This window comes from Variovorax sp. PDC80, from assembly GCF_900115375.1.
GTDB lineage: Bacteria > Pseudomonadota > Gammaproteobacteria > Burkholderiales > Burkholderiaceae_C > Variovorax.
Window position 1 is genome coordinate 181,136 of sequence record NZ_FOWG01000004.1, and the last position, 19,909, is coordinate 201,044.

Annotated in this window: 17 protein-coding genes; 5 read left to right on the forward strand and 12 right to left on the reverse strand. The window is 70.0% G+C overall.

Annotated features, from left to right (window positions below; translation table 11 throughout):
* Positions 1 to 4: 4 nt before the first annotated feature.
* The 9 genes from BM109_RS14280 to BM109_RS14320 all read right to left on the reverse strand — a co-directional run bounded on the left by BM109_RS14280 (position 5) and on the right by BM109_RS14320 (position 9,374).
* The gene (locus BM109_RS14280) at positions 5 to 706 is read right to left on the reverse strand and encodes an ABC transporter ATP-binding protein (RefSeq protein ID WP_057595313.1); all 702 of its coding nucleotides are present in this window, start codon (positions 704 to 706) and stop codon (positions 5 to 7) included.
* The gene (locus BM109_RS14285; RefSeq protein WP_093343723.1) at positions 706 to 1,458 is read right to left on the reverse strand and encodes an ABC transporter ATP-binding protein; all 753 of its coding nucleotides are present in this window, start codon (positions 1,456 to 1,458) and stop codon (positions 706 to 708) included. Before BM109_RS14285 ends, BM109_RS14280 begins: the two co-directional genes overlap by 1 nt.
* An 8-nt stretch (positions 1,459 to 1,466) precedes the next feature.
* Positions 1,467 to 2,489, reverse strand: coding sequence for a branched-chain amino acid ABC transporter permease (locus BM109_RS14290; protein WP_371268809.1), 1,023 nt, complete (start codon positions 2,487 to 2,489; stop codon positions 1,467 to 1,469).
* The gene (locus tag BM109_RS14295; RefSeq protein ID WP_093343724.1) at positions 2,486 to 3,358 is read right to left on the reverse strand and encodes a branched-chain amino acid ABC transporter permease; all 873 of its coding nucleotides are present in this window, start codon (positions 3,356 to 3,358) and stop codon (positions 2,486 to 2,488) included. The genes BM109_RS14290 and BM109_RS14295 overlap by 4 nt, the downstream gene beginning before the upstream one ends.
* A 148-nt stretch (positions 3,359 to 3,506) precedes the next feature.
* The gene (locus BM109_RS14300) at positions 3,507 to 4,682 is read right to left on the reverse strand and encodes an ABC transporter substrate-binding protein (protein ID WP_093343725.1); all 1,176 of its coding nucleotides are present in this window, start codon (positions 4,680 to 4,682) and stop codon (positions 3,507 to 3,509) included.
* Complete coding sequence (locus tag BM109_RS14305; protein ID WP_093343727.1) at positions 4,679 to 5,482, reverse strand: alpha/beta fold hydrolase; 804 nt, start codon at positions 5,480 to 5,482, stop codon at positions 4,679 to 4,681. Before BM109_RS14305 ends, BM109_RS14300 begins: the two co-directional genes overlap by 4 nt.
* A 136-nt stretch (positions 5,483 to 5,618) precedes the next feature.
* On the reverse strand, positions 5,619 to 7,166 hold the full coding sequence (locus BM109_RS14310) for a benzoate-CoA ligase family protein (protein WP_093343728.1): 1,548 nt from the start codon (positions 7,164 to 7,166) through the stop codon (positions 5,619 to 5,621).
* A 59-nt stretch (positions 7,167 to 7,225) separates the two neighbouring features.
* On the reverse strand, positions 7,226 to 8,776 hold the full coding sequence (locus BM109_RS14315; RefSeq protein WP_093343730.1) for a 3,4-dehydroadipyl-CoA semialdehyde dehydrogenase: 1,551 nt from the start codon (positions 8,774 to 8,776) through the stop codon (positions 7,226 to 7,228).
* Positions 8,777 to 8,900: 124 nt separating this feature from the next.
* Positions 8,901 to 9,374, reverse strand: a complete 474-nt coding sequence (locus BM109_RS14320; RefSeq protein WP_093343731.1) for a DUF4863 family protein — start codon at positions 9,372 to 9,374, stop codon at positions 8,901 to 8,903.
* A 199-nt stretch (positions 9,375 to 9,573) separates the two neighbouring features.
* On the opposite strand from BM109_RS14320, the gene BM109_RS14325 reads away from it, so the two are divergent.
* Entirely contained in the window at positions 9,574 to 10,503 is a 930-nt protein-coding gene (locus tag BM109_RS14325; RefSeq protein WP_093343733.1) for a helix-turn-helix transcriptional regulator, read from the forward strand.
* Positions 10,504 to 10,534: 31 nt separating this feature from the next.
* Here the strand turns inward: BM109_RS14325 and BM109_RS14330 are convergent, their stop codons facing one another.
* The 3 genes from BM109_RS14330 to BM109_RS14340 form a co-directional block, all read right to left on the reverse strand.
* Complete coding sequence (locus tag BM109_RS14330; protein WP_093343734.1) at positions 10,535 to 13,033, reverse strand: TonB-dependent siderophore receptor; 2,499 nt, start codon at positions 13,031 to 13,033, stop codon at positions 10,535 to 10,537.
* 80 nt (positions 13,034 to 13,113) lie between these two features.
* A complete protein-coding gene (locus BM109_RS14335; RefSeq protein ID WP_371268810.1) occupies positions 13,114 to 14,121 on the reverse strand; it encodes a FecR family protein in 1,008 nt (335 codons plus the stop codon).
* Positions 14,118 to 14,642 carry a sigma-70 family RNA polymerase sigma factor gene (locus BM109_RS14340; protein ID WP_093343736.1) on the reverse strand — a complete coding sequence of 175 codons (525 nt, stop codon included), beginning with the start codon at positions 14,640 to 14,642 and terminating at the stop codon, positions 14,118 to 14,120. Before BM109_RS14340 ends, BM109_RS14335 begins: the two co-directional genes overlap by 4 nt.
* A 247-nt stretch (positions 14,643 to 14,889) precedes the next feature.
* Between BM109_RS14340 and boxC the strand changes: the two genes are divergently transcribed.
* Genes boxC through BM109_RS14360 form a run of 4 tightly spaced genes read left to right on the forward strand, consistent with a single transcriptional unit; the run spans position 14,890 to position 19,864 of the window.
* Positions 14,890 to 16,566: a 2,3-epoxybenzoyl-CoA dihydrolase gene (boxC, locus tag BM109_RS14345; RefSeq protein WP_093343737.1), complete on the forward strand. Its 1,677-nt coding sequence runs from the start codon at positions 14,890 to 14,892 to the stop codon at positions 16,564 to 16,566.
* A 31-nt stretch (positions 16,567 to 16,597) separates the two neighbouring features.
* On the forward strand, positions 16,598 to 18,025 hold the full coding sequence (gene boxB, locus BM109_RS14350; RefSeq protein WP_093343739.1) for a benzoyl-CoA 2,3-epoxidase subunit BoxB: 1,428 nt from the start codon (positions 16,598 to 16,600) through the stop codon (positions 18,023 to 18,025).
* 50 nt (positions 18,026 to 18,075) lie between these two features.
* On the forward strand, positions 18,076 to 19,359 hold the full coding sequence (boxA, locus tag BM109_RS14355) for a benzoyl-CoA 2,3-epoxidase subunit BoxA (protein ID WP_093344166.1): 1,284 nt from the start codon (positions 18,076 to 18,078) through the stop codon (positions 19,357 to 19,359).
* 31 nt (positions 19,360 to 19,390) lie between these two features.
* Complete coding sequence (locus BM109_RS14360) at positions 19,391 to 19,864, forward strand: MaoC family dehydratase (protein ID WP_093343740.1); 474 nt, start codon at positions 19,391 to 19,393, stop codon at positions 19,862 to 19,864.
* Positions 19,865 to 19,909: the final 45 nt, after the last annotated feature.

A 19,909-nucleotide genomic window follows, 5' to 3' on the forward strand; every position in this document is an offset into this window, starting at 1 on the left:
GCCTTCAGACCCCGAGCAGCGCCTCCAGCGCCTGCGGCTGCGCGAGCAGCGCGCCCGAGGCACCCTGGCGCACGATCTGGCCCTTCTCCATCACCACCGCGAGCTCGGTGTGGGCGAGCACCTTGCGGTAGTCGCGGTCCACGATCAGGGTGGCGATGCCGGTCTGGCGGATCTGCTCGATCACGCGCCAGATCTCGGCCACGATCAGCGGCGCGAGGCCCTCGGTGGCTTCGTCGAGGATCAGCAGGCGCGGGTTGGTCATCAGCGCGCGGCCGATCGACAGCATCTGCTGCTCGCCGCCCGAGAGCTGCTGGCCGCCGTGCGACAAGCGCTCGGCCAGCCGCGGGAAGGTGGCCATCACGCGCTCGAAGGTCCAGGCGCGCTGGCCGTCGATGCCCGCGCGCTCGCTCATCACGAGGTTCTCGCGCACCGAGAGGTTGGGGAAGATGCCGCGGCCCTCGGGCACGTAGCCGATGCCCAGGCGCGCCATCTTCTCGGGCGGCAGGCCCGTGACCGTGCGGCCGTCGACCTGCACCTCGCCCGAGGCGGGGCGCACGTAGCCCATGATCGTGCGGATCAGCGTGGTCTTGCCCATGCCGTTGCGCCCCAGCAGGCCGACCGAGGTCGCGGCCGGGATCTCGGCATGCACGCCGCGCAGGATGTGGCTGTTGCCGTAGTAGGTGTTGAGGTCCTTGACGTTGAGCATCAGTGTTCCTCTCCCAGGTAGGCGGTGCGGACTTCGGGGTTCTCGCGGATCGCGTCGGGGCTGCCGGTGGCGATCACCGTGCCGTTGACCATCACCGTGATGCGGTCGGCCACGCGGAACACCGCGTCCATGTCGTGCTCCACCAGCAGGATGGCGTGCGTGGCCTTGAGCTGCGCGAGCAGGTTCAGCATGCGGTCGGTCTCCTCCGCGCCCATGCCGGCCAGCGGCTCGTCGAGCAGCAGCACGCGCGGATGCGTGGCCAGGCACATCGCCACCTCGAGCTGGCGCTGCGCGCCGTGGCTCAGCGTGCCGGCGATGCGGTGCGCCTCGGCGGCGAGGCCCGCGGCCTCGAGCGCCGCGTCGGCCGAGGCCGAGCTCGCGGCGCAGCCGCGCGACGGCTGCCAGATCGCCCAGGGTCGCGGCGTGGCCGCCTGCGCCGCGAGGCGGCAGTTCTCGTGCACGCTGAACTCCGGGAAGATGGTGGTGCGCTGGTAGCTGCGGCCCACGCCCGCGAGCGCGCGGCGGAACTGCGCGCGCGTCGTGATGTCCTCGCCGTCGAGGCGGATGCGGCCGGCCGAGGCCTCGATCTCGCCCGAGAGCATGTTGATCAGGGTCGACTTGCCCGCGCCGTTGGTGCCGATCACCGCATGCACCTCGCCCACGTGCAGGTCGAGCGTGACCGCGTTGACCGCGACCAGGCCGCCGAATCGGCGGGTGAGTCCCTCGACGGACAGCAGCACCGAATCGTTCATGCGTGCGTTCATGCCCCGCTCCTCGGCGACAGCCGCTGCACCAGCCCGATCAGGCCCTTGGGCAGCAGCGCCACGAACACGATGATGGTCAGCCCCAGCGTGAGCTGCCAGTGGTCGGCCAGCGGCCCGAGCAGCGCGTGGGTCGAGAAGATCTCCTTGAGCAGCGTGAAGGCGATGGCGCCGATCACCGCGCCGCGCAGGTGGCCCAGGCCGCCGAGGATCACCATCAGCAGCACCTCGCCCGAGTTGTGCCAGGCCATCAGCTCGGGATTGACCACGCCGTCGCGCGAGGCCAACAGGAAGCCCGCGAGACCGGCGAGCGCACCGGCCAGCACGAAGGCCGCGAGCTTGTAGGCGTAGGTGGGGAAGCCCGCCGCGCGCATGCGCTGCTCGTTGACGCGGATGCCCGCGAGCGCCGCGCCGAAGCGCGAGCGGCGCAGCAGCGCGAGCAGCGCGTAGGTGAACACCAGCGACGCCAGCACCACGTAGAACAGCACCGTGCGGTTCTCGAGGTCGAGCGCGCCGAGGGCCGGGCGCACGTAGAGGTAGATGCCGTCGCTGCCGCCGCCGACCTTGGTGTCGTGGAACACGAAGAAGGCCATCTGCGCGAAGGCCAGCGTCACCATGATGAAGTAGACGCCGCGCGTGCGCAGGCTCAGCGCGCCGACGAACAGGGCATAGAGCCCGGCCGCGCCCATGGCCGCGGGCAGCAGCAGCGCGAAGTTGCCGCCCTCGGCGCCCGAGGCCAGCACCGTGACGTAGGCGCCGATGCCGTAGAAGGCCGCGTGGCCCAGGCTCACGAGGCCGGTCATGCCGACCAGCAGCTCGAGGCTCAGCGCGAAGATCGACAGGATCATCACCTTGACGATGAAGTCCGATGCGTAGTTGCCCAGCAGCGGGCCGGCGATGCCGATGGCCAGCGCGCAGGCCAGCGGCAGCGCCGCGCCGCCGAACGAGCCGGCGTTCCGGGCGGGTGAAGAGGAGGGCGTGGAGGCAATCATGCGCGTGGAGGTCCTGGGGATCGAACTCATGGACGCCGTCCCATCAGCCCCTCGGGCTTCCAGATCAGCACGATCGCCATCAGCAGGTAGATGCCGATGCCGCTCAAGTCGGCGAAGAACACCTTGCCGAAGGTGTCGACGAAGCCCACCAGCAGCGAGGCGACGAGCGCGCCGGTGATCGAGCCGATGCCGCCGATCACCACCAGCACGAAGCAGATGATCAGCACGCTCGCGCCCATGTTGGGATAGACCGAGGACATCGGCGCGGCGATCATGCCGGCCAGCGCCGCGAGCGCCACGCCGGCGGCGAAGACGATGCGGTAGAGCCGCTTCACGTCGATGCCCAGGCCGCGCACCATGTCGCGGTTGCTCGCGCCGGCGCGGATCATCATGCCCAGGCGCGTGCGGTTGACCACCCAGTACAGCGCCAGCGCCAGCACGATGCAGGCGGCCGAGGCGAACAGGCGGTACCAGGGATAGCTCATCACGCTGCCCAGCGCGAAGCTGCCGTCGAGCCAGGCCGGCACCTTCACGCCGTGCACGTCGTTGCCCACCAGGATCGAGCGCAGTTCCTCGAACACCAGGATCAGGCCGTAGGTCATGAGCACCTGCTGCAGGTGGTCGCGCTGGTAGAGGTAGCTGAAGAAGGCCCACTCGAGCAGGTAGCCGAAGATGGCGGCGAGCACCACGCCGGCCACCAGCATCAGCAGGAACTGGTCGCCGAACAGCGGCGCCAGCGAGAACGCCATGTAGGCGCCGATCATGTAGAAGCTGCCGTGCGCGAGGTTGATCACGCCCATGATCCCGAAGATCAGCGTCAGGCCCGAGGCCACGAGAAAGAGCAGCAGTCCGTACTGAACCGAGTTCAGGCACTGGACGAGGAAGGTGCCGAAGTCCACGTTAGGTCATCCGGGTTGGGCTGGAGAAGCAGGCGCGAAGCGCCGCGATGTTCGGGAGACACCGCGGATCCGGCTTGGCCGGTCCGCAGGTGTCGCCCCCTCGAGGGGGGCGTCGAGCTGCACGAAGCGAGCGAGGGACGGGGGTGGGTTACATGCGGCAGCCGCGTGCGGGGTCTGCGAGACCCTTGATCGCCGTGCTCACCAGCTTGTTCTCCTTGCCCTCCACCTTGCGCAGATAGATGTCCTGCACCGGGTTGTGCGACTTGCTGACCGTGAAGGTGCCGCGCGGGCTGTCGATCTTCGCCTTCTCGACCGCGGCCGCGAAGTCGGCCTTCTTCGTGATGTCGCCCTTGGTGGCGGCCAGGCCCACGCCCAGCATCTGCGCGGCGTCGTAGCCCTGCACCGCGTACACGTCGGGCTGCAGCTTGAAGGTCTTGGCGTAGGCGGTGCGGAAGGCGGTGTCGCGCGGCGTGTTCAGGCCGTCGGCGTAGTGCAGCGTGGTGAGCATGCCCTGCGCCGATTCGCCCTGCGCCTCGAGCGTGCCGTCGGTCAGGAAGCCCGGGCCGTACAGCGGGATGGTCTTGTTCAGGCCCGCGGCCTGGTAGTCCTTGACGAACTTGACCGCGCCGCCGCCCGCGAAGAAGGCATACACCGCATCGGGCTTGGCCGCCGCGATCTCGGTCAGCAGGGCCTGGAACTCCACGTTCGGGAACGGCAGCGTGAGCTGCTTGTCGACCTTGCCGCCGGCCTTCTCGAAGCCTTCCTTGAAGCCGTTGACCGACTCCTCACCGGCCGCGTACTTCCAGGTGATGGTCATGACCTTCTTCTTGCCCTGCTGCTTGGCCGCCACTTCGCCCATGGCGTAGGCCGGCTGCCAGTTGCTGAACGAGCTGCGGAAGATGTTGGGCGCGCACATCGGGCCGGTGACGGCGTCGGCGCCGGCATTGGGCACGATCAGCACGGTGCCGCTCTCCTTGGCGGCCTTGGCCATGGCCATCGCCACGCCCGAGTGCACGGTGCCCACGATCACGTCGACGTTGTCGCGCTTGATCAGCTTGTTGACGTTGTCGGTGGCCTTGGCGGGATCGGACTCGTCGTCGACCTTGAAGTACTCGATCTCGCGGCCCGCGAGCTTGCCGCCCTGCTCGTCGACGTAGAGCTTGAAGCCGTTCTCGATCGCCACGCCCAGCGCGGTGAAGGTGCCGCTGTAGGGCAGCATCAGGCCGACCTTGAGCTTGCCCGTGCCCTGGGCCGAGGCGGCCGTGCACAGCGCGGCGAAGGACAGCGCGGTCAGCGCGAGGCGGGTGGTGTGGCGAATGGTCATGAGCTTTGTCTCCTGTTTTTGGTGATGAACGAAGTGGCCGCGACGATGACACGATCCGGCTGATCGCGATGCGGGGAATGCCCGCATTCGGGGATCTCGAGCAGCTCGCAACCGGGCACGCGCGCGGCGATGCCGCGGATCTGCGCGAGGCTGCCGTACTCGTCGCCGAGGCCCTGCACGGCGAGCACGGGGCAGCGGATCGCGTCGAGCTCGGCCTCGATGTTCCAGTCGCGGAACGGCGGATGCAGCCAGATGCGGTTCCAGCCCCAGAAGGCCGAGTCGGCGCTGTCGTGGTAGCGGCCGAGTTTCTGCGGCAGGTCGGTGCCGAGGTAGGCGGTGCGCGCGAGCTCGATGTTCGCCACCGTCACGTCTTCCACGAAGATGTGCGGCGCGAGCACGACCAGGCCCGCGACGCGGTCGGGGAAACGCGCGGCGTAGAGCAGCGAGATCGAGCCGCCGTCGCTGTGGCCGAACAGCCAGGGCTGCTCGCCGTCGAGCGCGAGCGCGGCGAACAGCGCGGGCAGCACCTCGTGCGCCTGGCGGTGCATGAAGTCCACGTCCCAGATCTCGTCCTCGGCACGCGGCGTGGAGCGGCCGTAGCCGGGACGCGAGAACACCAGGCCGCGCACGCCGGCCGCTTCGCACAGGCGCGCGGGGAAGTCCTTCCACATCGCGACCGAGCCCAGGCCCTCGTGCAGGAACACGAGCAGCGGCGCGTCGCCGCGCCCGGGCGCGATCCACTGGCACTCGATGCGCACCGCGCGGCCGCGCCAGTCGATGGTGGCGAAGTCGGCGTTCATGGCTGTTGCTCCTTCCCCCGTTGGGGGAAGGTCGGGATGGGGGCGCGCGGCGATCGCACAGGCCTTGCGCATGCGAAGGCCGATGCCCCCACCCCGGCCCTCCCCCAGAGGGGGAGGGAGCAAGATGGAGCGTGCCTCATGCCTGCTTCTCGCGCTCGCGCAGCCGGAAGCGCTGGATCTTGCCGGTCGCGGTCTTCGGCAGCTCGGCCACGAACTCGAGGAAGCGCGGGTACTTGTAGGGCGCGAGGCGTTCCTTCACGAAGGCCTTGAGCTCGTCCTCGGTGGTGGTGCCGCCGTCCTTGAGCACCACGAAGGCCTTGGTCTTCGTGAGGCCCTCGCCGTCCTCCTTGCCGATCACCGCGGCCTCGAGCACGGCCGGGTGCTGCATCAGCGTGGCCTCGACCTCGAAGGGCGAGACGTAGATGCCGCTGACCTTGAGCATGTCGTCGCTGCGGCCCGCATAGGTGAAGTAGCCGTCGGCGTCGCGCGTGTACTTGTCGCCGCTCTTGGTCCAGCCGCCCTGGAAGGTCTCGCGCGACTTCTCGCGGTTGGTCCAGTACATCAGCGCCGAGCTCGGGCCGCGGATGTAGAGGTCGCCGACCTCGCCGTCGGGCACCGCGCGGCCGTCCTCGCCGCGCAGCTCGACCTCGTAGCCCTCGACCGGCTTGCCCGTGGTGCCGTAGCGCACGTCGTCGGGCCGGTTCGAGATGAAGATGTGCAGCATCTCGGTGGAGCCGATGCCGTCGATGATGTCGCAACCGAAGTGCGTCTTGAAGCGCTGCGCGATCTCGCCGGGCAGGGCTTCGCCGGCCGACGAGCACATGCGCAACGCCACCGCCTCGCGCGCTGGCAGCTTCGGCGAGGCGAGCATGCCCGCGAAGCCGGTGGGCGCGCCGAAGAAGACCGTGGGCTTGTGCTCCACCCAGCGGCGGAAGGTGGCGTCGGGCGTGGGGCGCTCGGCCATCAGCACCACGGTGGCACCGACCGACAGCGGGAAGGTCAGCGCATTGCCCAGGCCGTAGGCGAAGTACATCTTGGCGGCCGAGAAGCAGACGTCGTTCTCGGTCAGGCCCAGCACCGGCTTGCCGTAGAGCTCGGCGGTCCACCAGAGGTTGGCCTGCGTGTGCACCGTGCCCTTGGGCTTGCCGGTGGAACCCGAGGAGTAGAGCCAGAAGCCGGGATCGTCGGAGGCCGTGAGCGCGGGCGTGGCCAGCGGCTCGGCGGCGGCGAGCGCGGCCTCGAAGTCCTGCGCGCCCTCGGGCAGCGCGCCCGCCGGTTGCGACACCAGCAGCGTGTGCAGCTCGTGGCCGCCGCGTGCCATCGCTTCCTGCAGCACCGGCAGCAACGCGCCCGACACCAGCGCGGCCTGCGCGCGGCTGTGGTCGAGCATGTAGGCGTAGTCCTCGGGCGTGAGCAGCGTGTTGACGGCCACCGGCACGATGCCGGCATAGAGGCAGCCGAGGAAGCTCACGGGCCAATCATTGCCGTCGAGCATCAAGAGCAGCACGCGTTCCTCGCGGCGCAGGCCCGCGGCCTTGAGCGCCGCGGCCAGGCGGCGCGCGCGTTCCTCGAGCTGGCCGTAGCTCAGCGTGCCGCGGTCGTCGACGTAGGCGGTGCGCGCGGCGCGTTCGCGGTTGAGCGCGAACAGGTGCTCGGCGAAGTTGAAGCGGGGTGGCAGGCTCATCGTGTGTCTCCTTGGGGCCTCTGTGGGGGCGCTGCGTCGGTATCTAGATAGAGGGGCGGCTAAAGCCCCAGGGCGGCGAGCACGCCGTTGCCCGCCTGCACCGCGCTGCGGCGGTGGTAGAAGTCCAGCGCGCGCAGGCCGCCGAGTTCGGCGCCGCCGCCCGCGCGGCCCGGGCCGCCGTGCAGCGACATCGGCATCACGTTGCCGTGGCCGGTCTGGGCCTGCGCCACCTCGGGCGTGATCACGTGCACGCGGCCATGGCTGGCCGCGAGTTCGACCGCCGCCTGCGCGAGCGCCGTCTCGTCGGCGCCGTACAGCGAGGTCACGAGCGAGCCCTGGCCGCGGTGGGCGAGGGCGAAGGCATGGGCCGTGTCGCGGTAGGGCAGCAGCGTGGCGACCGGGCCGAAGACCTCGATGTCGTGCACCTGCCGCGCCGCGTCGGCGTCGCGCGCGCCCAGCAGCACCGGGCCGATGCAGGCGGCCACGGCCGGGTCGGCATCGACCAGCGGGCGGTCGCGGCCATCGTGCAGCACCTGGGTCTGCGCGGCGAGCGCATCGAGGCCCTCGCGCACCGCGGCCAGCTGCGCGCGGCTCACCAGCGAGCCCATGCGCACGCCCTCGTTGCGCGGGTTGCCCACGCTCACGCCCGCGAGCTTGGCGCCGATCGCCTCGGCGGCGGCGTCGTAGAGCTCGGCCGGCACGAGGATGCGGCGGATCGCGGTGCACTTCTGGCCCGCCTTCACCGTCATCTCGCGCACCACCTCGCGCACCAGCAGGCCGAAGGCCTCGCTGCCGGGCGCGGCGCCGGGCAGCAGCAGCGCGCTGTTGAGGCTGTCGGCCTCGATGTTCACGCGCACCGAGCGCCGCGCCACCGCGTCGTGCGAGCGGATCAGCGCGGCGGTGTCGGCCGAGCCGGTGAACGAGACCACGTCGAAGGGCTGGAGCTGGTCCATCAGGCCGGCCGAGCTGCCGCAGATCACCGACAGCGCGCCCGCGGGCAGCACGCCCGCGTCGACCACGTCCTTGACCATGCGCTGCGTGAGCCAGGCGGTGGCGGTGGCCGGCTTCACGATCACCGGCACGCCCGAGAGCAGCGCGGGCGCGGCCTTCTCCCACAGGCCCCACGAGGGGAAGTTGAAGGCGTTGATGAACAGCGCCACGCCATGCGTGGGCACCTGCAGGTGCTGCGACTGGAACAGCGGCTCCTTGCCGAGCCTGGCGGCCTCGCCGTCGCGCAGAGCGCGCACGTCGCCGAGCGCGTCGCCCCATTTCGCGTACTGGCCCAGCGTGAAGATCGCGCCGTCGATGTCGACGGCCGAGTCGTTCTTCACCGTGCCCGAGTTCGCGGTCGCGATCTCGTAGTAGGCATCGCGGTTGGCCTGCAGCACCTTGACGACGGCGGCCAGCAGGCCGGCGCGCTCGCGGTAGGTGAGGGCGCGCAGCGCCTGGCCGCCCTGTTCGCGGGCGAACGCGAAGGCCCCGGGCAGGTCGAGCCCGGTGGCGTCGACGCGCACGAGCTCGGTGCCGAGCACCGGGTCGAAGAGGGGCGTGCCGGCGCCCGAGCCGCTTTGCCAGCGGCCGGCGACGTGATTGGGAAGAAGCTCGGTCATTCGATGGGCTCTCGATGTGTGCAGATTCGGGGAACAGCGCGGAACCGGCTTTGCCGGGCCGCTGGTGTTGCCCCCGGCGAGGGGGTTGGCGGCCACACGAAGTGGGCAAGCCTGGGGGAGTGCCTCATACGGTGAACTTGATCTGCCCTTCGGGCAGGAGATAGAGAACGAGCGCGCGCCCTTGCGCGACGGTCGGGCGGTGCGCGCTGCCGGGGCCGTAGACGCACCAGCCCGCGGGCCGGCCGTCGAAGCTGGCGGCGGGGCTGTCGTCCAGCGGCATGATCAGGTCGATCTCGCCCTGGGGATGGGTGTGGTGCGGGCCGGCGATGTCCTGCATGTCGACCACGTCGACCGAGAAGCGGTGCAGCGCGTCCTCGGCCTTGAAGACGCGGCCGTACCTGATGCCGCCGCCTTCGCGCTCGCAGAGCCAGCCTTCGGCCACGCCCTGGCGGCAGGCGGCGCTGAGCTGCGCGAAGGTGGGGCTGCCGGCGCCGTGGTGGGTGTTGAGCCAGCGGTCGAGGTCGGCGTCCAGCGGCCGGCCGGCGAGCTCGGCGGTCAGGCCGGCCACGAGCGCATGGAAGCTTTGCTTGGAAGTCATCGCGGTACCTGTCGTGGAATCGTGGGGTGGGTCGGACCTGCGAACTCCCCGCTTGCGAGGCCGGAGAATGTGCAGTATCTTGCCTGTAGACGAACAATAAGCACCTGAACAATGAGTGTCAAGCAATATAGTGCATGTATGGTGTTTACCCTATGAACCCGACCGGCGCGAGAATGCACAGGAGAACACGAGGAAGCGCATGAATCCACAGGAAGCGGCGGTGCTGGGCGCACCCCCCGAAAGCGCCGAGCCCGCGGGGGAGGCCAAGAACCCCCTGCTGGCGGCATTGGGCGAGCGCGTGCGCAGCCTGCGGGCGCGGCGCGGGCTCACGCGCAAGGCGGTGGCGCTGGCGGCCGAGGTGTCGGAGCGCCATCTCGCCAACCTCGAATACGGCATCGGCAATGCCTCGATCCTGGTGCTGCAGCAGGTGGCGCAGGCGCTGCAGTGCTCGCTGGCCGAGCTGGTCGGCGACGTCACCACCAGCTCGCCCGAGTGGCTGATGATCCGCGAGCTGCTCGAGCACCGCGGCGAGGCCGACCTGCGGCGCGCGCGCATCGCGCTGGGCGAGCTGCTGGGCACGGCCGCGGTCGACCCGGCGCGGCATCGGCGCATCGCGCTGGTGGGGCTGCGCGGCGCGGGCAAGTCCTCGCTCGGCCAGCTGCTGGCCGACGACCTCGAGATGCCCTTCATCGAGCTCAGCCGCGAGATCGAGAAGTTCGCGGGCTGCAGCGTGCGCGAGATCCACGACCTCTACGGCACCAATGCCTACCGCCGCTACGAGCGCCGCGCGCTCGAGGAGGCGATCCAGATCTACGGCGAGGTGGTGATCGCCACGCCGGGCGGCATCGTCTCCGACCCGGCCACCTTCAACGAGCTGCTGGCCCACTGCACCACGGTGTGGCTGCAGGCCGCGCCCGAGGAGCACATGGGTCGCGTGGCCGCGCAGGGCGACATGCGCCCGATGGCCGCCAGCAAGGAAGCCATGGACGACCTGCGCCGCATCCTCGACGGGCGCGCGGCCTTCTATTCGAAGGCCGACCTGCGCGTCGACACCAGCGGCAAGACGCTGCAGCAGGCCTTCGAGGCGCTGCGCACCGCGGTCGGCGCGGTGGTGCGCGAAGCGGCATGAGCGCGCGGGCGCCGGGCGCCCGCGCCGCGGCTCAGAACTTGTAGACCACGCCGAGGTTCACGCTGCGCGGCTCGCCCCAGGTGTAGGTGCCGTACCAGCTGAAGACCGTCAGGTACTTCTTGTCGAGCGCGTTGTTCACGCGCAGCGTGGCCGACAGGCGCGGGCTGAATTCGTAGCGCGCCATCAGGTCGAACAGCCAGTAGGCGTCGGTCGTGAAGGTGGTGGTGCCGAGCACGGGATTGGCCGCATCGCCCCACGACTTGCCGAGCCAGCGCGCGCCGCCGCCGAAGGTCCAGCCCTGCAGCGCGCCGCCCAGGCGGTAGGTGGTGTAGAGGCTGAACTGGTCTTCGGGCTCGAGCGTCGACACCTTCTTGCGGTCCTGCTTGGCCACCTTGTGGGTGAAGCCCGCATGCAGCTGCCAGCCCGGCGCCAGCTCGCCCGAGACCTCCGCCTCCACGCCCTTGGCGACCACGCCCTGGATCGCGCGGTAGGCCTGTCCGCCCGAAGGCGTGAGCCCGCCGGTGGCCTCGGGGTAGTTGTTCTGCTTGAGGTGGAAGTAGGCCAGGCTGGCGTTGAGCTTGCCGTCGAGGAAGCTGCCCTTCAGGCCCATCTCGTGGTTCTTGCCGTCCTGCGGATCGAGCGTGCGGCCGTTCACGTCCTGGTTGGACTGCGGCATGAAGATGGTGGTGTAGCTGCCGTAGGCCGAGATCTGCGGCGTCAGGTCGAACACCAGGCCCGCATAGGGCGCCACCTCGCCGGACTTGTCGATGTCCTTGTTCCTGTAGTTCGACACCCGGGCGCCCGCGATCAGCTTGAGCCGGTCGCCGAGGTTGAGCCGCGTGGCGGCGTACAGGCCGCGCTCGCGCGTGACCTCGTTGTCGCTGTAGCTGGGCGCGCCCGAGATCGGGAACGGCACCTGGCCGGTCCAGCCGTAGTAGTCCGGCACGGTGACCTGGTAGCCGGGGAAGTTGTAGCCGTCGTTCTTCCAGCGCCGCCGCGCGATGCTCGCGCCCACCACCAGCTCGTGCTCGCGGCCGAGCAGCGTGAAGGGGCCGCTGGCGTAGGCGTCCAGCGCGTCGCTGGTGGTCCGGCCCACGTACTTGCCGAGCCACATCGAGGTGCCCGAGCCGTCGAGCGGGTTCGGATGGCCGCCGGCCGCGGCGCCCAGCAGCGCGTCGTAGCCGTTGATCTGGTGGTTGTACTGGACCTTGGCGACCCAGCCGTTGTCGAACTGGTGCTCGAGCGTGGAGAAGCCGGTGCGCGTGTACTGGCCCCAGCGGCTCCAGCGCGCGCCGTTGTTGAAGGAGCGCGGCATGTTGTTGAAGCCGCCGACGCTGTTGAAGATGGGAATGCCGCCCCAGGTCGAGCCTCGGGGATCGTTGTCCTGGTAGTCGGCGCCCACGGTCAGCAGCGTGCCGGGCGTGAGGTCGGCCTCGAGCACGCCGTAGAAGACCTTGCTGCGGCGCTGGTAGTGGTCGAGGTGCGAATGACGGTCCTGCAGCGCCGCCACCACGCGGCCGCGCACGCTGCCGCTCTGGTTGAGGGCGCCGCTCAGGTCGGCCTCGGTGCGGTAGTTGTCCCACGAGCCGGCGCTCGCGCTGAGCTGGCCCTGGAATTCGCGCGTCGGCTTCTTGCGCACCAGGTTGATGGTGGCGCCGGGCTCGCCGCTGCCGGTGAGCAGGCCGGTGGCGCCCTTGAGCACCTCGACGCGGTCGTAGATCGAGGTGTCGGTGAGCGTGTTGCCGGCCGAGTAGGCCGAATCGCGCCGCATCGGGATGCCGTCGTACTGGAAGTTCTGGATCGCGAAGCCGCGCGCGTAGTACTCGGTGCGCTCGCTGTCGTAGGTGACGATGCTCACGCCCGGCGTGGCGCGGATCACGTCGTCGATCGAGTGCATGCCGAAGTCGTCCATCTGCTGGCGCGTGACCACGCTGACCGTCTGCGGCGTCTCGCGCGGCGTCAGCACCAGCCGGGTGGCGGTGGCGATCGCGCCGGGCGTGTACGAGCGCGAGCCCTCGGTGATCTCGCCGAGCTGGTTGGCCGTGACCGTGACCTCGCCGAGCGTCTGGCCGGCCGTGGGGTCCGGCCGCGGCCGCGCCGGGGCCGTGGCCACCGGCGCGGTGCCGGCGGCTGGCACCAGCAGGTAGCCGGCCGGGGTGCGGCCCAGCGCCTGGCCGCTGCCCGCGAGCAGCGCCGCGAAGCCGTCTTCCACGCCGTAGCGGCCTTTCAAGCCGGGCGAGCGCAGGTCGCGCAGCTTGCCGGCGTCGAGCGCGATCGCCACGCCGGCCTGCTGGGCGAACTGGTTCAGCGCCGTGGCCAACGGGCCGGCCGGGATGTCGTAGACGGCGTTCGCGTCACGCGCCGGCGTGGGGCTCGCGGCCTGGGCCAGGGCCAGCGGGCCGGCGGTGGACAGCGCCATCGCGCAGGCCAGGCGCAGGGCCAGGCGCAGTCGGTGGCGCGTGAAAGGAGCCGCCGCGGCGGGCGGTGCGGGCGGTGCGGGCGGTGCGGGAGAGCGGGATTGGGCGTGCATGGTCGGTTCCTGTTTTCGGCGGGTTCTCATCGGCAATGACGGACGAGTCGCGAAAAGCGGAACCGGGGCGCGTTCTTTTTTCAGGAGGGGTCGCTCGTGTCGACCAGCACCAAATAAGAGGTGAGGGTGCGCACCCGCAGCTGCGGGAAGCTGTCGACCAGCAGTTGCAGCGCGCGCGGTGTGTCGTCCAGCGGCAGCACGGCCGAGACGCGGATGCCCTGCGTGCGCGCGCGGTCGTAGACGATGCCGCCCGGGTGGTAGCGGTCGAGTTCGTCGAGCACCTCGGGCAGCGGCCGGTCGTCAGCGACCAGCCGGTGCTGCGTCCAGGCGTTGTCGATGCCGCGCGCGTCGACCGGCTCGGCCGGTCCGATGCCGGCCCCGGTGATCCGCACCCGCTGGCCCGGATCGACCACGCGCGCCTCGGCGCCGGCCTGCACCGTGGTGCGCGACTCCAGCATGGTCAGCACCGTGGCCTGCGCGTCGCGCCGCACGATGAAGCGCGTGCCGAGCGCGCGGATGCTGCCCTGCGGCGTGCGGACCACGAAGGGCCGCGCCGCGTCGGTCGCGACCTCGACGCGGATCGCGCCGCGCACCAGCTCGATGCCGCGCTGCCCGGCGTCGTAGTGCAGGTTGACGGCGCTGCCGGTGTCCAGGCTGATGCGGCTGCCATCGGGCAGCATCTGCACGCGCGTGTCGCCGATGGCGGTGCGCAGGTCGGCCAGCAGGTAGGTCGGCGGGCAGGCCCGCAGCAGCAGCCAGCCGGGCAGGCCCAGCGCGAGCACCAGGGCCAGCGTCGCACCCGCCCGGCGGCGCCGGGGCCGGGCCTCGGCGGCCGAGGCCGTGAGCGCGGCGCGCGCCGGCCGCGCATGGCCGCCCGAGCGTTCGCGCACCGCCTGCAGCTGGCCGAGCAGCCGCTCCATGCCGGCCGCCGTGGCGGCGTGTTCCGGGTCGGCCCGTTTCCAGGCCTCGAAGCCCCGGCGCGCGCGCTCGCGCTCGGCGGGATCGTCGGCCGTCAGGCGCACGATCCACTCGGCCGCCTGCATCGCGGTCGCATCGACAGCCGGCTCGCCGGCGGACGCGCGGCTCACCGGTCGAACTCCGCGCGGCAATGCAGCAGCGCCAGCGCGAGGTACTTGCGCACCATGCGGTCCGACACGCCCAGGCTCTGCGCGACGGCCGCGTGCGTCAGGCCGTCGAGGTAGTGCAGCAGGAAGGCTTCGCGCGGCTTGGGCGGCAGGCCGTCGAGCGCGGCGGCGATCTGGGCCAGCGCCTGCATCGCCATCAGCGTCTCCTTCGGCGAGGGATGGGCGCAGCCCTCCATCGCGAGCGCCAGTTCGGCCAGGTAGGCCTGCTCGATGCGCTGGCGCCGCGCGCGGTCGATCAGCAGGCGTCCGGCCGTGGTGCTCAGGAAGGCGCGCGGCTTCTCGATGCTGCCCAGCATGCGCAGCGTCTCGCGCGAGGCCAGCACGCGCACGAAGGTGTCCTGCGCCACGTCGGCGGCAATGTGCGCGCAGCCCAGCTTGCGGCGCAGCCAGGCGGTCAGCCAGCCGTGGTGCGCACGGTAGAAGTCGCCCAGCTGGGGCTGCAGGCGGGTGTCGGGGAACGGCATTCGGACATCGGGCCGCGTGCGCGGCGCACGCGGGAGGGAGGCGGCAGGGAAGGTGGCAGCAAAACTGAGCGAATAAGAACCATTCCCATCTTCACCCGGAAATGCGCCCGCCGTGCCGCCTGGTCTGCAAAAAAGCGTCACAGGCATTGACTTGCCGGTTGATATGCATAATGATGCATGAACTGAGCGAAGAAAACTGCACTATTCTTCGTGTAACCCACCCGCCCCAGACCCAGGAGACTTCACGATGAGCGCCGATACCTCCCTGCAGCCGCCCCCGCGCGTCGACTACCGCATCGAGCCTTCCCAGTACCGCCACTGGTCGATCGGCTTCGACGGCGAGATCGCGCGCCTCACGCTCGACATCGCCGAGGACGGCGGCATCCGCCCCGGCTACAAGCTCAAGCTCAACAGCTACGACCTCGGCGTCGACATCGAGCTCAACGACGCGCTCAACCGCATCCGCTTCGAGCACCCCGAGGTGCGCAGCGTGATCGTGACCAGCGGCAAGGACCGCATCTTCTGCTCGGGCGCCAACATCTTCATGCTCGGCGTCTCCAGCCACGCCTGGAAGGTGAACTTCTGCAAGTTCACCAACGAGACCCGCAACGGCATGGAAGACTCGTCGAAGCACTCGGGCCTGAAGTTCCTCGCGGCCGTGAACGGCGCCTGCGCCGGCGGCGGCTACGAACTGGCGCTGGCCTGCGACGAGATCCTGCTGGTCGACGACCGTTCGTCTTCGGTCTCGCTGCCCGAAGTGCCGCTGCTCGGCGTGCTGCCCGGCACCGGCGGCCTGACCCGCGTGACCGACAAGCGCCACGTGCGCCATGACCTCGCCGACATCTTCTGCACCAGCGTCGAAGGCGTGCGCGGCCAGCGTGCCGTCGAATGGCGCCTGGTCGACGCGGTCGCCAAGCCCGCGCAGTTCGCCGCCGCCGTGCAGGAACGCGCCTCGCAGCTCGCGGCCGGCAGCGACCGTCCCGCCGATGGCAAGGGCGTGGCGCTCACGCGCCTCGAGCGCACCGACAGCGCCGATGGCATCGCCTACTCGCATGTGAACGTGCAGATCGACCGCAGCAAGCGCACCGCCGCGATCACCGTCAAGGCGCCGAGCGGCGCGCAGCCGGCCGACATCGCCGCCATCGAAGCCGCGGGCGCCGCCTGGTGGCCGCTGGCCGTGTGCCGCGAGCTCGACGACGCGATCCTCAACCTGCGCACCAACGAACTCGACATCGGCACCTGGCTGCTGAAGACCGAGGGTGACGCCCAGGCCGTGCTGGCCTCGGACGCCGTGATGCTCGCGAACAAGGACCACTGGCTGGTGCGCGAGACCATCGGCGCGCTGCGCCGCACGCTGGCGCGCTTCGACGTCTCCTCGCGCAGCCTGTTCGCGCTGGTCGAGGCCGGTTCCTGCTTCGCCGGCACGCTGGCCGAGCTGGCCTTCGCCGCCGACCGCACCTACATGCTCGCGCTGCCCGACGATGCCGAGCGCGCGCCCAAGCTGGTGCTCAACGAATTCAACTTCGGCTTCTTCCCGATGGTCAACGACCAGAGCCGCCTGCAGCGCCGCTTCTACGAAGAGGCCGCGCCGCTCGAGGCCGCGCGCGGCGCCGCCGGCAAGCCGCTCGATGCCGACGAGGCGCTCAAGCTCGGCCTGGTCACGGCCGCCCCCGACGACATCGACTGGGACGACGAGATCCGCATCGCGATAGAGGAGCGTGCCGCCATGTCGCCCGACTCGCTGACCGGCCTCGAGGCCAACCTGCGCTTCGCGAGCAAGGAGAACATGATCACGCGCGTCTTCGGCCGCCTCTCGGCCTGGCAGAACTGGATCTTCAACCGCCCCAACGCCGTCGGCGAGAAGGGTGCGCTCAAGGTCTACGGCACCGGCGAGAAGGCCGGCTTCGATCTCAACCGCGTCTGAACCTGCAGCCCGTACAACCCAAGGAACAACGATGAGCACGATCAACTACAGCGAGAAGATCCCCAACAACGTCAACCTCGGCGAAGACCGCACGCTGCAGCGCGCGCTCGAAGGCTGGCAGCCCAACTTCATCAACTGGTGGGACGACGTCGGCCCCGAGGGCTCGACCAACCACGAGGTCTACCTGCGCACCGCCGTGAGCGTCGACCCGCAGGGCTGGGCCCAGTTCGGCCACGTGAAGATGCGCGACTACCGCTGGGGCATCTTCCTGAACCCGGGCGACGCCAACCGTGAGATCCACTTCGGCGACCACAAGGGCGAGAAGGCCTGGCAGGACGTGCCCGGCGAACACCGCGCCAACCTGCGCCGCATCATCGTCACGCAGGGCGACACCGAGCCCGCCTCGGTCGAGCAGCAGCGCCACCTGGGCCTGACCGCGCCCTCGATGTACGACCTGCGCAACCTGTTCCAGATCAACGTGGAAGAAGGCCGCCACCTGTGGGCCATGGTCTACCTGCTGCAGAAGCACTTCGGCCGCGACGGCCGCGAAGAGGCCGATGCGCTGCTGCAGCGCACCTCGGGCGACGAGAACAACCCGCGCATCCTCGGTGCCTTCAACGAACGCACGCCCGACTGGCTCGCGTTCTTCATGTTCACCTACTTCACCGACCGCGACGGCAAGTTCCAGCTCTCCGCGCTGGCCGAGAGCGCTTTCGATCCGCTGGCGCGCACCACCAAGTTCATGCTGACCGAGGAAGCCCACCACATGTTCGTGGGCGAGAGCGGCGTGTCGCGCGTGATCGCGCGCACCGCGCAGGTCATGAACGAACTGAAGACCGACGACGCGCAGAAGGTGCGCGCGGCCGGTGCCATCGACCTCGGCACCATCCAGCGCTACCTGAACTTCCACTACAGCGTGACCATCGACCTGTTCGGCGCCGACCAGTCGAGCAACGCCGCCATCTTCTACAGCTCGGGCCTGAAGGGCCGCTACGAGGAAGGCAAGCGCACCGACGACCATGTGCTCAAGGGCCAGACCTACAAGGTGCTCGAGGTGAAGGACGGCCAGCTCGTCGAGAAGGACGTGCCGATGCTCAACGCGCTCAACGAAGTGCTGCGCGACGACTTCATCAAGGACTCGGTGGCCGGCGTCGGCCGCTGGAACAAGGTGCTCGAGAAGGCCGGCATTCCCACCCGCCTGGTCGTGCCGCACAAGGCCTTCAACCGCCAGATCGGCGCGCTCGCCGGCATCAAGATGTCGCCCGAGGGCCGCGTGGTGAACGACATGGAATGGGCCGCCAAGCGCGACGAATGGCTGCCGAGCACCGAAGACTTCGCTTTCGTGGCATCGTTGATGGGCCGCGTCATCGAGCCGGGCAAGTTCGCGGGCTGGATCGCGCCGCCGGTGATGGGCATCAACCGCCAGCCGGTGGACTTCGAATACGTCCGCTTCGGCTGAGCGCCTGGATATGAATCCCTCGTCCCCACGGCGAGGGGATGGAGAACAACATGGACATGGCCGTTGAAGCCGGGGTCATCAAGCAGCACCTGATCGACCCCGAGATCTGCATCCGCTGCAACACCTGCGAGGCCACCTGCCCCGTCAACGCGATCACGCACGACGACAACAACTACGTCGTGCGCGCGGACGTCTGCAACGGTTGCATGGCCTGCATCTCGCCGTGCCCCACGGGCTCGATCGACAACTGGCGCACCATGCCGGTGGTGCGTGCGTACTCGATCGAGGAACAGCTCGGCTGGGAATCGCTGCCGGCCGAACTCACGCCCGAGGAGCTCGAGGCCGCGGGCGTGACGGCCGACGCGGCCGATGCCGCGGAGGTGGCCGAAGCGGCACCGGCGCAGGCCGCGAGCGCGGAAGCGGCCGAGCCGGTCTTCCACTCGGCCCAGTACGGCGCCACCGTGCCGCCGTGGTCGGCCGCGCACGCCTACACCAACCTGTTCCCGCCGAAGACCCCGACCACCGCCACCGTGGTGGGCAACTTCAACTGCACCGAGGCCGGCTTCGACAGCGAGACCCACCACATCGTGCTGGACTTCGGCGCCATCCCGTTCCCGGTGCTCGAAGGCCAGTCGATCGGCATCGTGCCGCCCGGCGTCGACGCCATCGGCAAACGCCACCACGCGCGCCAGTACTCGGTGGCCAGCCCGCGCAACGGCGAGCGGCCCGGCTACAACAACGTCTCGCTCACCGTGAAGCGCGTGACCGAGGACCACCAGGGCAACCCGGTGCGCGGCCTGGCCTCGAACTACGTCTGCGACCTCAAGGTCGGCGACACCGTGCAGGTGGTCGGCCCCTTCGGCGCCTCGTTCCTGATGCCGAACCATCCGAAGTCGCACATCGTGATGATCTGCACCGGCACCGGCAGCGCGCCGATGCGCGCGATGACCGAGTGGCGCCGCCGGCTGCGCAAGAGCGGCAAGTTCGAGGGCGGCAAGCTCATGCTGTTCTTCGGCGCGCGCACCCAGCAGGAGCTGCCGTACTTCGGCCCGCTGCAGTCGCTGCCCAAGGATTTCATCGACATCAACCTCGCGTTCTCGCGCACGCCGGGAAGCCCCAAGCGCTACGTGCAGGACCTGATGCGCGAGCGCGCGGCCGACCTCGCCGCGCTGCTGAAGGACGGTGCCAGCCACTTCTACGTCTGCGGCCTCAAGAGCATGGAGGAGGGCGTGGTGCTCGCGCTGCGCGACGTGGCCAAGGACGCGGGCCTGGACTGGGACACCGTGGGCGCCGCGCTCAAGCGCGAAGGCCGGCTGCATCTCGAAACCTACTGATCTTCGTCGTGTAGCCGGATACGCTGCGCCGATGAAGTTCGCCGATTTCCACGCGGGCCAGGTCATCGAGGCCGGCCCCTATGTGCTCAGCGAGGAGGAGCTGGTCGGCTTCGCCCGCAGCTACGACCCCCAGTGGTTCCACACCGACGCCGAGGCCTCGCGCGAGAGCCCCTTCGGCGGCCTGATCGCGAGCGGCTGGCACACCTGCGCCATCGCGATGCGGCTGGTGGTCGAGGCCGCGCTCGCGGGCTCCGAATCCTTTGCCTCGCCGGGCCTCGAGCACGTGCGCTGGCCGAACCCCGTGCGCCCCGGCGACGCGCTGCGCCTGGTGGCCGACGTGATCGAGGTGCGCCGTTCCGAGAGCAAGCCCACGCTGGGCATCCTGCGCTGGCGCTGGCGGTTGTTCAACCAGCGGGAGCTGATGGTGCTGGACGTGGAGGTGACGAGCCTGTTCAGGCTGCGGGACGCGGAGAGCGACGCGGCGCCGCGCCATCAAGTCCCCTGAATCCACTCAGGATTCAGCGCTTTTCGCTAAACATTTTTGAGCAAC

Excerpts from the sequence above, each read along its gene's own strand:
- BM109_RS14280 (WP_057595313.1), bottom strand. The coding sequence starts at position 706 with ATGCTCAACGTCAAGGACCTCAACACCTACTACGGCAACAGCCACATC.
- BM109_RS14285 (WP_093343723.1), bottom strand. The coding sequence starts at position 1,458 with ATGAACGATTCGGTGCTGCTGTCCGTCGAGGGACTCACCCGCCGATTC.
- BM109_RS14290 (WP_371268809.1), bottom strand. The coding sequence starts at position 2,489 with ATGAGTTCGATCCCCAGGACCTCCACGCGCATGATTGCCTCCACGCCC.
- BM109_RS14300 (WP_093343725.1), bottom strand. The coding sequence starts at position 4,682 with ATGACCATTCGCCACACCACCCGCCTCGCGCTGACCGCGCTGTCCTTC.
- BM109_RS14305 (WP_093343727.1), bottom strand. The coding sequence starts at position 5,482 with ATGAACGCCGACTTCGCCACCATCGACTGGCGCGGCCGCGCGGTGCGC.
- BM109_RS14310 (WP_093343728.1), bottom strand. The coding sequence starts at position 7,166 with ATGAGCCTGCCACCCCGCTTCAACTTCGCCGAGCACCTGTTCGCGCTC.
- BM109_RS14315 (WP_093343730.1), bottom strand. The coding sequence starts at position 8,776 with ATGACCGAGCTTCTTCCCAATCACGTCGCCGGCCGCTGGCAAAGCGGC.
- BM109_RS14320 (WP_093343731.1), bottom strand. The coding sequence starts at position 9,374 with ATGACTTCCAAGCAAAGCTTCCATGCGCTCGTGGCCGGCCTGACCGCC.
- BM109_RS14325 (WP_093343733.1), top strand. The coding sequence starts at position 9,574 with ATGAATCCACAGGAAGCGGCGGTGCTGGGCGCACCCCCCGAAAGCGCC.
- BM109_RS14330 (WP_093343734.1), bottom strand. The coding sequence starts at position 13,033 with ATGCACGCCCAATCCCGCTCTCCCGCACCGCCCGCACCGCCCGCACCG.
- BM109_RS14340 (WP_093343736.1), bottom strand. The coding sequence starts at position 14,642 with ATGCCGTTCCCCGACACCCGCCTGCAGCCCCAGCTGGGCGACTTCTAC.
- boxC (WP_093343737.1), top strand. The coding sequence starts at position 14,890 with ATGAGCGCCGATACCTCCCTGCAGCCGCCCCCGCGCGTCGACTACCGC.
- boxB (WP_093343739.1), top strand. The coding sequence starts at position 16,598 with ATGAGCACGATCAACTACAGCGAGAAGATCCCCAACAACGTCAACCTC.
- boxA (WP_093344166.1), top strand. The coding sequence starts at position 18,076 with ATGGACATGGCCGTTGAAGCCGGGGTCATCAAGCAGCACCTGATCGAC.
- BM109_RS14360 (WP_093343740.1), top strand. The coding sequence starts at position 19,391 with ATGAAGTTCGCCGATTTCCACGCGGGCCAGGTCATCGAGGCCGGCCCC.